The organism is Flavihumibacter rivuli (assembly GCF_018595685.2).
Classification (GTDB): Bacteria; Bacteroidota; Bacteroidia; order Chitinophagales; family Chitinophagaceae; genus Flavihumibacter; species Flavihumibacter rivuli.
This window is the reverse complement of record NZ_CP092334.1, coordinates 1711187-1723507: the sequence shown is the minus strand read 5'-3', so window position 1 is coordinate 1723507 and position 12321 is coordinate 1711187. Positions and strand designations below refer to the sequence as shown.

Annotated in this window: 14 protein-coding genes; 6 read left to right on the top strand and 8 right to left on the bottom strand. The window is 47.3% G+C overall.

The window, feature by feature from the left end:
- Window position 1 precedes the first annotated feature (1 nt).
- Window positions 2-601: a hypothetical protein gene (locus KJS94_RS07600; protein ID WP_214449485.1), complete on the bottom strand. Its 600-nt coding sequence runs from the start codon at window positions 599-601 to the stop codon at window positions 2-4.
- Between the two features lie 128 nt (window positions 602-729).
- Between KJS94_RS07600 and KJS94_RS07595 the strand changes: the two genes are divergently transcribed.
- From KJS94_RS07595 to KJS94_RS07580, 4 genes are all read left to right on the top strand, one after another.
- Window positions 730-1794: a branched-chain amino acid aminotransferase gene (locus KJS94_RS07595; RefSeq protein ID WP_214449486.1), complete on the top strand. Its 1065-nt coding sequence runs from the start codon at window positions 730-732 to the stop codon at window positions 1792-1794.
- Between the two features lie 116 nt (window positions 1795-1910).
- Window positions 1911-2297 carry a 30S ribosomal protein S12 gene (gene rpsL, locus KJS94_RS07590; protein ID WP_214449487.1) on the top strand — a complete coding sequence of 129 codons (387 nt, stop codon included), beginning with the start codon at window positions 1911-1913 and terminating at the stop codon, window positions 2295-2297.
- A 16-nt stretch (window positions 2298-2313) separates the two neighbouring features.
- The gene (gene rpsG / locus KJS94_RS07585) at window positions 2314-2781 is read left to right on the top strand and encodes a 30S ribosomal protein S7 (RefSeq protein WP_214449488.1); all 468 of its coding nucleotides are present in this window, start codon (window positions 2314-2316) and stop codon (window positions 2779-2781) included.
- A 148-nt stretch (window positions 2782-2929) separates the two neighbouring features.
- The gene (locus KJS94_RS07580; RefSeq protein ID WP_214449489.1) at window positions 2930-3820 is read left to right on the top strand and encodes a sugar phosphate isomerase/epimerase family protein; all 891 of its coding nucleotides are present in this window, start codon (window positions 2930-2932) and stop codon (window positions 3818-3820) included.
- A gap of 27 nt (window positions 3821-3847) precedes the next feature.
- On the opposite strand, the gene KJS94_RS07575 is transcribed toward KJS94_RS07580, so the two are convergent.
- The 7 genes from KJS94_RS07575 to KJS94_RS07545 form a co-directional block, all read right to left on the bottom strand.
- On the bottom strand, window positions 3848-4579 hold the full coding sequence (locus KJS94_RS07575) for a ThuA domain-containing protein (protein ID WP_214449490.1): 732 nt from the start codon (window positions 4577-4579) through the stop codon (window positions 3848-3850).
- A 36-nt stretch (window positions 4580-4615) separates the two neighbouring features.
- A complete protein-coding gene (locus tag KJS94_RS07570; protein ID WP_214449491.1) occupies window positions 4616-5014 on the bottom strand; it encodes a hypothetical protein in 399 nt (132 codons plus the stop codon).
- Between the two features lie 113 nt (window positions 5015-5127).
- Window positions 5128-5856: a 3-keto-disaccharide hydrolase gene (locus tag KJS94_RS07565; RefSeq protein WP_214449492.1), complete on the bottom strand. Its 729-nt coding sequence runs from the start codon at window positions 5854-5856 to the stop codon at window positions 5128-5130.
- Between the two features lie 4 nt (window positions 5857-5860).
- Window positions 5861-6256 carry a c-type cytochrome gene (locus KJS94_RS07560; protein WP_214449493.1) on the bottom strand — a complete coding sequence of 132 codons (396 nt, stop codon included), beginning with the start codon at window positions 6254-6256 and terminating at the stop codon, window positions 5861-5863.
- 14 nt (window positions 6257-6270) lie between these two features.
- Window positions 6271-7323 carry a sugar phosphate isomerase/epimerase family protein gene (locus tag KJS94_RS07555; protein ID WP_214449494.1) on the bottom strand — a complete coding sequence of 351 codons (1053 nt, stop codon included), beginning with the start codon at window positions 7321-7323 and terminating at the stop codon, window positions 6271-6273.
- A gap of 93 nt (window positions 7324-7416) precedes the next feature.
- Complete coding sequence (locus KJS94_RS07550) at window positions 7417-8085, bottom strand: gluconate 2-dehydrogenase subunit 3 family protein (RefSeq protein WP_214449495.1); 669 nt, start codon at window positions 8083-8085, stop codon at window positions 7417-7419.
- A 17-nt stretch (window positions 8086-8102) separates the two neighbouring features.
- On the bottom strand, window positions 8103-9842 hold the full coding sequence (locus KJS94_RS07545; protein WP_214449496.1) for a GMC family oxidoreductase: 1740 nt from the start codon (window positions 9840-9842) through the stop codon (window positions 8103-8105).
- A gap of 249 nt (window positions 9843-10091) precedes the next feature.
- Here KJS94_RS07545 and KJS94_RS07540 point away from each other — a divergent pair, with 249 nt between their 5' ends.
- Both KJS94_RS07540 and KJS94_RS07535 read left to right on the top strand, forming a co-directional pair.
- Window positions 10092-11369: an MFS transporter gene (locus KJS94_RS07540; RefSeq protein WP_214449497.1), complete on the top strand. Its 1278-nt coding sequence runs from the start codon at window positions 10092-10094 to the stop codon at window positions 11367-11369.
- A gap of 5 nt (window positions 11370-11374) precedes the next feature.
- The gene (locus tag KJS94_RS07535) at window positions 11375-12259 is read left to right on the top strand and encodes a hydroxypyruvate isomerase family protein (RefSeq protein WP_214449498.1); all 885 of its coding nucleotides are present in this window, start codon (window positions 11375-11377) and stop codon (window positions 12257-12259) included.
- Window positions 12260-12321 lie beyond the last annotated feature (62 nt).

Below are 12321 nucleotides of genomic sequence, written 5' to 3'. Positions count from 1 at the left end.
ATTATAGTTTAAGCATCTGTTTCAGGCCTTCCCAAAGTTGCTTCTTCAATCCCCTGGCTCCCTCTGAAGCTCCGTTAAGTTCATGTAGCGCCGGGCTATGAAGATAATGTATGCCATCCAAAACAGTTGGACTGAATGCCGGAATTTGGGGGAAATTACCTTCCAGGGCAGGGGTACCAAACATGACCAGGTGTTGGGGTGCCAGTTGCCGGGTAAGGTCCTCCAGGCTAACTTGCTGACGGGCAGTATTAATAATGGCCACATCCGCTGCAGTAAACTGACAGGCTTCCAGGATCTTTAGGAGGAAGGAATAGTCGGCATCAGCAATATGTGCTTCAGAAGGATAGTATACCAGGATGGCCATATGCCGGTTGTTCTTGCCCAGGAACTGGATATTATTGCTTTCCCATGGTCCTGGTACCTGCGCAACAGGCGGCGCTGGCTGGGCGGCCAATAGCTCGGCAGGGGCTGTTATCGGCTCTTCTTTCAGGGAAGAAGGTGCGTTTTGGGCAGCCGGTTCCCTTGCCTCATCCATAATAAGGTTTTTCCCATAGAGGGCCTTTAGCAATCCGGCTGATAGGTCAATTTGGTTGATGTCCATCGGTCATTTTCGTTGGGTATCAATGTTGTGACTGGGGAAAATTATACTAACAATCGTTAGGTTTTTTTGTCGAACGGTTTGGCTACCCCGTCTATAAATCGTTTCTTTGCAGCACAAATGTAATAGATATGATCGCAGCCATTGATATTCCTGTTGTAAAAGTAGAAAGGAGCCGATTAGCCGATACTCCGAGGGAAAACATGCCATTTGGAAAATACTTCACTGACCATATGCTGGAGGCGGATTATGTGGACGGGGAGTGGAAGAATGTGACGATCAGGCCTTACCAGCCACTGATGATGAGTCCATCCATGGCTGCCCTGCACTATGGACAGGCTATTTTTGAAGGGATCAAGGCTTATAGGGATACTTCCGGTAATGCTTATGTTTTTCGTCCATATGATAATTTTGCCCGCTTCAACCGTTCGGCAGAAAGGATGAATATGCCGGCTGTCCCGGAAGAGATATTCATGGAGGGGATGAGGAAGCTGATCGCCATGGACAAGGATTGGATCCCTGCCTTAAAGGACCACTCCCTTTATATCCGTCCGGTAATGTTTGCTACTGATACCATGTTGGGCGTTCGTCCATCTGAGACCTATAAGTTCCTGATCCTTTTAAGCCCTACCGGTCCCTACTATGCCGCGCCAATGAAGATCGTGGTAGAAGAAACCTATACCAGGGCTGCACCCGGTGGTGTAGGCTTTTCAAAGAATGCCGGCAACTATGGTGGAAGTATGCTGGCTGCTACCAAGGCCAGGCAGGAAGGTTATGACCAGGTCCTGTGGACCGATGCTTTTGAGCACAAGTGGCTGCAGGAAGTGGGTATGATGAATGTATTCTTTGTGATCGGTAATGTTGCCATTACCCCTTCTTTGGAAGAGGGCACCATCCTTGCAGGTGTTACCAGGGATAGTGTGATCACCATCCTAAGGGAGATGGGCCTGAAAGTGGAAGAGCGCAGGATCAGTATTGATGAACTGCTGGAGGCTTATGGTAAGGGCACCCTGCAGGAAGCATTCGGAACAGGTACAGCTGCCGTTATCGCTATGATCAAAGAATTGAAATACAAGGATTTCCATATGAATTTTGATCCCGGGAAGTTCAAGGTGGCTGCAGAAGTGAAGCAGCGTTTGGCCGATATCAGGGAGGCAAAAGTGCCTGATGTGCATGGATGGATGTGGAAAATCTAAAAGGGGAGGAGGGCGCCCTGAGGCTTTTTCCCGCTAAAAAATAACAGAAAAGGATTTTTATTTTGTTTTTTCGGTAAGGGGTTTTACCTTTGCCGTCCCAAATAAATAAGGTTAGAATGCCTACAATTCAGCAATTAGTAAGAAAAGGTAGAGAAATTATCAAGGCTAAGAGCAAGTCCAGAGCCCTGGATGCATGCCCTCAACGTCGTGGTGTTTGTACCCGCGTTTACACTACAACTCCTAAGAAGCCTAACTCCGCATTGCGCAAGGTTGCCAAGGTGCGTTTGACCAACAAGGTAGAGGTTATCGCCTACATCCCCGGTGAAGGTCACAACCTGCAGGAACACTCAATCGTACTGATCCGCGGTGGTCGTGTTAAGGATTTGCCAGGTGTACGTTATCATATCGTACGTGGTAGCCTCGACACTGCCGGTGTTAAGGACAGGAAGCAGAGCCGTTCTAAGTACGGTACCAAGAGAGATAAACAAGCTGGTAAAAAATAATTAAAATAGTTGTTCCATGAGGAAAGCGCAAGCCAAAAAATTACCGCTGGCACCTGATGCTAAGTATAATGACAAACTGGTTACCCGTTTTGTAAATAACCTGATGTGGCAAGGCAAGAAGAGCATTGCTTTTGAAATATTCTATAACGCCCTGGATAAAGTTGCCAAGACTACCGGTGAAGATGGGTATGAAATTTGGAAGAAGGCCCTGGCAAATGTAACCCCTGCTGTTGAAGTACGCAGCCGTCGTATCGGTGGTGCTACCTTCCAGATCCCTTCTGAGGTTCGTCCTGACAGGAAGGTATCCCTGAGCATGAAGTGGTTGATCCGTTACAGCCGCGAGCGTAACGGCCGCAGCATGGCAGACAAGCTGGCTAACGAGATCGTAGCTGCCAGCAAGGGTGAAGGTGGTGCTTTCAAAAAGAAGGAAGATACCCACCGTATGGCTGAAGCCAACAAGGCATTCTCACACTTCCGTGTGTAATAGATTAATCTACTTTTTCATAGGGCCGGTCCTTTTCAGGACTGGCCTTTTTTGATTGGTGACGGTTGAAATCAGGCAATTTCCGGATAAAATTTTTGCAATGTCCGGGCTAAAAAAATATGTAAATTACCCCTTACAAACACCAACAATGACAACACGTAGATCATTTCTAAAGCAGGCAAGCCTGATTGCGCCAGCCATAATGTTCGCTCCTGACCTTGTTTGGGCGGCCAAGAAAAAGTCCCTTCCCGTAGGTATCCAATTGTATACACTCCGAGAATTGATCGGGAAGGATCCAAAAGGCGTTATTGAGAAAGTTGCGGCTGCAGGATATAAGGAAGTTGAGTTGTTCGGGTATAACGGTGGTAAATTCTTTGGCATGCCCGTTGCTGATTTTGCAGCCCTCCTGAAGGCAAATGGATTGAATGCACCCAGTGGGCACTATATGCCCCAAAAGTTCCTGTATGAGGATACCGATGCCGGCAATGCAGAAATGAAGGAACTGATTGGTGCTGCTGCCGCTATGAAGCATACCTACCTCACTATTCCCTGGTTGCATCCCGATAAAAGGAGTACCATTGATGGATATAAGCGCCTGGCTGCCCAATTGAACAAGGCAGGTGAGTGGTGCAAGCAGGCTAACCTTCAATTGGCCTACCATAACCATGATTTTGAATTTGCAACCATTGATGGCCAGACAGGCTATAATATACTGCTTAATGAAACAGATAAGGACCTGGTGAAATTTGAGCTGGATATTTACTGGGCTTCTTTCTCAGGGGTGGATGTTATTGACCTGTTCCGGAAGAATTCCGGTCGGATCCATATGTGGCATGTGAAGGACATGGATAAGAATGACCGTAAACTGAATACGGAAATTGGTAATGGAACCATTGATTACAAGCCAATTTTCGCACAGGCAAAGCTGTCCGGCCTGAAACATATTTTTGTTGAACAGGAAAACAACTATGCCCCTGATCCAATTGGAAGTATTGGGAAAAGCTGCCAGTTTATCAAGCAATCATTATTGAAGAAATAAAAAAATGCCCGGTCAGCCGGGCTTTTTTTATTTCATTACCGAGCGGATACCTCCTTCCAGGTGTTCCAGGAAGGCTTGCTCGCTGTAGCTTTCCCTGGTGTGGCCCAATGCCGTGTAAAAAACCTTCCCACCCTCAAATTCCTGGTACCAGGCGATGGGATGTCCATTCTTCATATTACCACCCTCATAAGAGTGTTCATCCAATGTCATAATTGTCTTGATTGCGGGGCTTACCTGCTTAAAGTTATACCACTCGTCTGTCCTGGTCCATGTATCGGGCAGTGTTCGGGTGGAGGGGTGTTTTTGTTGTTTGTTGACCAGTATCCTTGCTTCCTGGATTTTGGGATGGGAATGGAAATAGGCGCCGATCAACTGGTTGTACCAGGGCCAATCGTACTCGCAATCAGCTGCAGCATGGACCCCGGCAATACCACCGCCCTTCCTGACATAGTCTTGTAAGGCCATTTCCTGGGTTGAATCCCATACATCCCCTGTGTTACTTAATAGAACAATGGCATCATAGCCACCCAATGTTGCGGAGTTGAAGGCGCCTGCATCTTCTGTAGCGTCAACCTGCCAATTTTGTTTTTTCCCAAGCTGTTTGAGGGCTTCAATCCCAGTTGGGATGCTTTCATGCCTGAAACCTTTTGTCTTGGAAAAAACCAGTATCTTCTTAGGGGCCTTCCTGGCGTCGGTATAGTTTAGGCAAAGGAATGCGGCCACCAGGATAAATGAAATTTGAAGGGCTATTTTTCTCATAGCCTAAATGTAAAAAAAGGTATGGTCATGGACAATTCAGAACCTTAGTTGGAAGGAGAGGGCAGGGTAGAAGGTTTGCCCTATTTGCAGTGATTTGATTTGCTTTTGTTGCTCCAGTTTGAAGTTAAGCAAAAAGGAAGTGTTGGTACTGCCTGCAGCATTGCGTTTAGCTGCTGAGAACAATATTATTCCGCCACCGATCATTCCTGCTCCGGCACCGATCATGGCGGGGCCGATCCAGCCGGGAAAATAATCAGGATCCGAGGCAGTCAGGGCAATACCCCCTATTGCCATGGCCGCACCTCCACCGGTGAGCAACCAAGCCCATGTTCTCTGGTTCTTGCTTTTTTGGTTGGGGTCTGTAGTGGTCATGGCCTGACCCATCACCTGGCCTGTAAATAGGATCAGGAAGAAGATGGTAAGGATATTTTTCATACCGGAATTTTCTGAAAAGCTATTTAGCATTGCAATCAATCTCTATGACTATTCGCAATTTTCCGGCTGATTTCTATCAAAGCATAAAAAAACGCCGCATGAGCGGCGTTGGGTTATAATTTCCTGATCTTGATATTTCGGTACCAGACATTATCACCATGGTCCTGGAGGGCAATTTTCCCGGAGTTGAACTTGCCAAAATCTGGCATGGTCTTAAACTTGCTTCCGGCAATCATATTCCTCCAACCATCATCTCCAATACTGGTAGATACCACTGTTACACCATTTAACCTGAGTTCCAGTTTGCCCTTGTCCTGGATGATCTCTGCCTTATTCCATTCACCAGCAGGTTTAACGGTCTCCCGGGAACAGCTGATGAGGTCATAGAGGTCTCCCGCGCGATGCTTGATGATCTTCGCATCAGGATGACCGTTGTTATCCAATACCTGCATTTCCGGACCTGTATTCCAGGCATACATGTATTTAGATGGGTCTTCCTGAACATTGAAGATGATGCCACTGTTGCCATTGGCGGCAATCTTCCACTCAAGGGAAAGGTGGTAGTTTTCATACACCCCGTCCGTAACGATATCCCCACCACCAACGGTCTGCCAGTTTTGTTTGTTGGAGGCATCGAGGAAAAGGACCCCATCCGCTACCTGCCAGGCATTACCCACGGTTGATTTTCCATAGGTATGCCAGCCTTTAAGGTCCTTCCCATTGAAAAGCAACTCCCAGCCGTCCTTAGACTCTTTTGCAGTTAGGGCGTTATTGGTAACTTCTTTTGCCGACTTACAGGAAGTGAATGCCACTAAGGCTGCTATCGCAAAATTCCTGATCATTGGCTTATTGGTTTTTGAGCGAAAGGATATATTTAACCATCACTTTCGCATCATCTTCAGAAAGTTGGGGGTGTGGTGTCATGGGTACTTCTCCCCAAACTCCCTGGCCACCCTTGATAACCTTGGCAGCGAGCATGGCTACATTGGCGTCATTATCTTCATACTTCTTGGAAACATCTACATAAGATGGACCAATTGATTTTTCATTAACCTTATGGCAGGTCAGGCAGTCGCTGTTGGCAATAAGGGTAACACCTTTATCTGCATCTGCATTAGCGGCCGGGGCCGGGGCCGGTTGGGTGGCCTCCTTAGTTTCTGTTGCCGCTTCTTTTTGTTCTGCATTGTTGCCGCACGCAAATGCCAGGGTGCTCAATCCAGCGATAATGAATAGTTTTTTCATGTTTGTTGCTTTATTTATATACCTAAGATACGTTTATTGAAGGCTTCATCGGAACCTGTTCCCGCAAAGTCATCAAATGCCTTTTCGGTTACCTTGATGATATGATCCTGTATAAAGATAGCACCTTCTGCTGCACCAACTTCAGGATGTTTAAGGCAGCATTCCCATTCCATCACTGCCCAGCCTTTATAATCATATGCAGCCAGCTTGCTGAAGATGGATTTGAAATCAACCTGGCCATCGCCAAGGGAACGGAACCTTCCGGCACGGTTTAACCAGCTCTGGAAACCTCCATATACGCCCTGCCTTCCGGTGGGATTGAATTCTGCATCCTTTACATGGAACATCCTGATGCGCTCATGATAGATGTCAATGTATTCCAGGTAATCGAGGCATTGCAATACAAAGTGCGAGGGGTCATAGAGAAGGCATGCCCTCGGATGGTCATTTACTTCCTTCAGGAACATCTCATAGGAGATACCATCATGCAGGTCTTCACCCGGATGGATCTCATAACAAAGGTCTATACCACATTCGTCAAATACATCAAGGATGGGCTTCCATCTCCTCCCCAATTCCCTGAACCCTGTTTCAACCAGGCCGGCAGGTCTTTGGGGCCAGGGGTAAACCGTATGCCAAAGCAGTGACCCGCTGAAAGTAGCATGGGCATTGAGTCCCAGGTTTTGGGATGCCTTGGCGGCATATTTCAGTTGCTGTACTGCCCACTCTGTGCGTGCAGCCGGGTTGCCCCTTAATGCTTCCGGGGCAAAGCCATCGAATAAGGCATCATAAGCAGGATGAACGGCCACCAGCTGACCCTGGAGGTGGGTGGACAGTTCTGTGATCGAAAGACCGCATTCTTCCACAATTCCCTTTACCTCATCTGCATAGGTTTTGCTTTCAGCCGCTTTTTGCAGGTCTATACACCTGGGGTCCCAGGTGGGAAGCTGGACGCCCTTAAAACCCAGACCCTCAGCCCAAAGGCAAATGGATCTCAGGTTATTGAACGGTGCTTCGTCGCCCATGAACTGGGCGAGGAATATTCCGGGTCCTTTTACAGTAGTCATGCTTATTTTTTGGGTTTTTCTGTGAACTAATCAGTTTTTCATTATATAACGTCAATATATAACCGATTTTTAACCGATCGTACTTGAGGCGGCCTACTTGGTATCGAATGAGATACATTCCTTTAGTTCTTTATCGGTATAGGACAGGCTGTATTGCTTCAATACATCTGCCGGTACGCCATTCCATTGGTTGGGCCTGTTACCAACATACCCGATATCCTTCACGCCTATTTCGGAAGTGTAAAATCCGGTTGCGGTAAGGTTGCGCATCAGGGAAAAGAACGCAACGCCTTGTTTCATTTCGGGCTTGGCTTTTTGGGGATAGGCGATCTGGTCTACAAGGTTGATACGTTCTGATTCACTGCAGTCCTTGAATGATTTACCAAATTGCTTGTAACTCTGCAGGTCCAGCCAGCGCAATCCACCCCTCATGGGTGTTTGGTGCTGGGGCATATCCTTCACAATAAACTCTATAAATGCGGGTACTCCAGCATCGGAGGCACTTCCGCTGACCTCATCGCGCGGTATGATGATATCACCAAGAATAGTGATGGTAGCCATTTCATGATCAGTAAAGAATTTTTCGGCACTGATCTTCTTGAAATGTTCCACTTCTTCCTTCATCCTGTCGAGGTTGCCTGCGGCCAGGTCGGGTTGCTTGCTATCCTCAACCTTCTTGTCAGCCTCTTTACAGGCATCAACCAACAGTCCGGTTGAAATGGTGCCTAGTGCAATTGCTTTTAGCGATTTTCTTCTGTCCATTTGACGTAGTATGAAGGTTAGATATTCTGTTTTTTCAATTGGTCGATGATGTATTCACTGGCCCTCATGGAAAGGGCAAGAATGGTCCAGGTGATGTTCTTGTCGGCCTGTGACACAAACGGTGCGCCATCCACCACAAATAGGTTCTTGCAATCGTTTGCCTGGTTCCATTTGTTGAGGGCGGAACTTTTGGGATCATTGCCCATCCTTGCTGTACCTGCTTCGTGGATGATCTTGCCGGGGGCTTCCAATCCGTAATTGTTCTCCGGGCCATCATCACCACCCCAGGTAATGATCGCGCCCATTTCATGCATGATCTCCTTGAAGGTCTCTTTCATGTGCCTCGCCTGCTTGATCTCATAGTCACTCCATTTTACATTGAAGCGGAGGACGGGTATACCATACTGGTCTACCACATTGGGGTCGATCTCACAGTAATTATCCTTCCTTGGGATAGCTTCACCACGGCCTGCCATACCAACACCTGCACCATAGAAATAGCGGTAATCTTCTTTCAGGGATTTTCCATAACCACCTGCCTCTTTCTGCTGTCCTTTTACCACGAACTTTCCATTCATGTTCTCTATACCCCAACCAAAGCCATATGCAGGCTGGCTCATTCCTCCCCAATATTCGATATGGTAGCCCCTGGGGAAGTCCAGCTTTTTATTATCGAGCCACCAGGGGGAATAAATATGCATACCACCTACACCGTCCTCGTTGTAACGTTTACGGTCAAATAGTTGGGGTAGCACACCGCCCAGTGCCGCACCGGTTGAATCATGTAGGTATTTGCCCACAACATCGCTGGAATTGGCCAGTCCATTGGGGTGGCGAGCCGATTTTGAGTTGAGCAACAGTCTGGAGCTTTCACAGGCACTGGCAGCCAGGATAACTACTTTACCATTTACCTGGTACTCCTGCAGGTCCTCCTTATTCACATAGGAAATGCCGGTGGCCAGACCTTCCTTGTCAGTTAACACTTCCCTTGCCATGGCATTGGGGATGACATCAATATTACCTGTAGCAATGGCAGGTTTGACCAGCACAGAAGAAGAAGAAAAGTCACCATATACCTGGCAACCCCTTCCGCATTGCGAGCAGAAAAAACAAGCCCCGCGGCTATCGTTTATTTTCTTGGTGAGAATGGATAACCTTGAAGGAATGACTTTCACCCCGGCCCTTGTGGCGGCATTCTTGATAAACAACTCATGCAACCTTGGCTTAGGAGGAGGAAGGAAGATACCATCCGGGTCATTTTCCAACCCTTCATTGGTACCAAAGACACCTATGAGTTGGTCCACCCTATCGTAGAATGGTTTAATGTCATCGTAACTGATTGGCCAGTCATCACCTAGCCCGTCAATGCTCCTGCGCTTGAAATCTTTGGGACCAAAACGAAGGGAGATCCTTCCCCAGTGGTTGGTGCGGCCTCCCAGCATCCTTGCCCTCCACCAATCCCATTGGGTGCCTTCAGCCCTGGTGTAGGGTTCCCCGTCAATTTCCCAACCCCAATAGCAGGCGTCGAAATCGCCAAAAGGCCTGAATTTGGTACTTGCCCCCCTTCTCGGGGAATCCCAGGGGTTCTTTAACTGGGTAACATTCTTGGCGGGATCATACATAGGCCCTGCTTCAATAAGGCAAACCTTTAGGCCAGCCTTGGATAGGATATAGGCAGCCATACCGCCACCTGCACCAGAACCTACAATTACAGCGTCATAATTTTTAGACTGCTTCTTAACTTGAAAATCGCCCATCGTTAGAATTTGTGTACGTTTTGGTAAGTATCAGGCCAATAAAATTAGAGCCTTATTTTATTAATTGGCGAAATGCATTGATTAAATTCATGGAGGGTGCGAAATTGATCAGATAGTTAAAGAAAACGATAAAATAGTATAATACTATCAACCGTTCGTCCTCATTTTTTGAAAAAGTTGAAAATATTCTGGAAACCATATTGGTGAATACCATAAATTTATAACCGCTCTGAATAGCAAACATTCGATATGCAAGCCAACATCAACCGAAACCAACTTTTCGTGGCCAGTTGTCTGGCCCTGTTAGTGACCTCCCTTTCTTTTGGTATCCGTGCCGGAATCCTCAACAGGCTAGGAGTAGACTTTCATCTTGACGCATCCCAACTCGCTTCCATTGCAGCAACCGCATTCTGGGGCTTCCCGCTTGCAGTGGTAATCGGAGGGATGATCGTGGATGTGATAGGTATGAAAAAGTTACTGCTGATCGCATTCATCTGCCACCTGGCTGGCATTGTATTGACCGTTACTGCAACGGGGTATTGGTCGCTCTTCCTTTCTACTTTACTTATAGGTATTGCCAATGGAACTGTTGAAGCAGCATGTAATCCATTGGTGGCTACCATATATGCAGAAAACAAGACCACCAAGCTGAACCATTTCCATTTATGGTTCCCCGGTGGAATTGTTATTGGGACACTTATTGTATTCTTCTTTGATAAAATGGGTATCGGATGGCAGACCCAGGTGGGAATGATGATCATCCCAACATTGATCTACGGTTACCTGTTTTATCGGTTAGACTTCCCCGTTACTGAGCGGGTGGCGTCTGGCGTTAGTACTGGTGAAATGTACCGTTCTGTTCTTTCACCCCTGTTCCTTTTCATGTTTATCTGCATGTTTGGTACAGCCATAACTGAATTATTCACCGGCCAATGGGTTGGTGTGTTGCTGAATAATGTTACGGATAACCCCATCCTCATCCTGACCATTACCACCGGTGTAATGGTTGTTGGCCGTGGTCTGGCAGAGCCCGTTGTACACCGTTTCTCTCCACAGGGGGTACTGCTGATGTCTGCTGTTATGGCGGCATTGGGAATGTATATGCTCAGCACCATGAGTGGTAATTCCCTCTATTTCGCTGCCCTGGTATTCGGGATCGGTGTATGTTACTTCTGGCCAACCATGCTGGGGTTTGTAGCTGAGAATATTCCCCGTTCAGGGGCACTTGGCCTTAACCTGATGGGGGGCGCCGGTATGTTTGCTGTTTCCATCTATACGCTTTTCATGGGTGGTTTTTACGATAGGTTATTGTTGAAGCAGCTTCCGGAAGGGGCATCCCTTGATACTTTCAGGTCAGCTGCTGCTGGCTCAACTGAAGCAGCCCAATATGCCGCGGCCCAGTTGACAGCAGGTCCTGAGGTGTTAAAGGCCACTGCAGTAATCCCCATTATCCTGGTCATTGCTTTTTCAGGATTGGTGTTCTATATGAGAAACAAGAAAGCTGAAGTGTTGAAAGCAGGGGCATAAGAAATATGAAAAATCATTCTTCCAGGAGAAACTCGATCAAGACAATTGTTGCGGCAGCTACGGGAGTGGTATTAAGCCCTGTAGGCAGCCTTGCTGCCTGCAGCCAACCAGGCGGGCAGCTACAACTTAAGGGAAATATCAATCATTCCGTTTGCAGGTGGACCTATGGTCACCTTAAGTTGGATGAGCTTTGTGTCCTGGCCAATGAGATCGGGATCAAGGCCATTGACCTCGTAGGTCCGAAGGAGTGGGAGGTACTGAAGCGGTATGGATTGGATTCTTCCATGTGCAATGGGGCTGAGATCAATCTTGTAAATGGATTCAATGATCCGCAATACCATTCAACGCTGGTAAAGAATTATTCAGAAATGATTCCCCTGGTATCCAAAGCTGGCTACAAGAACCTGATCTGTTTTAGTGGAAACCGTAATGGTATGGACGATGAAACAGGTCTTACCAATTGTGTGAAGGGATTGCAGCAGGTCTTACCCCTTGCAGAAAAGCATGGTGTAGTCCTCCATATGGAATTGCTCAACAGTAAGGTCGACCACAAGGATTATATGTGTGATAAGTCAACCTGGGGGGTAGAGCTTTGCAAACGTTTAGGATCAGCCAATTTCAAACTGCTGTATGATATTTACCATATGCAGATCGATGAAGGCGATGTGATCCGGACCATTAGGGCCAATCACCAATATTATGGCCATTACCATACCGCGGGGGTGCCCGGCAGGAATGAGATTGACGATCAGCAGGAACTTTACTACCCGGCTATCATGAGGGCTATTATCGCTACGGGTTTCAAGGGCTATGTGGCACAGGAGTTCATCCCTAAGGGAGCGGATAAACGTGCTTCGCTAAGGAAAGCGATAGAAACATGTGATGTTTAATGCCTGAACAGGCAACGGGCAATTCGCTTCCAATAAAGGGTTGCCGCAGAGAGGAAGTTCAT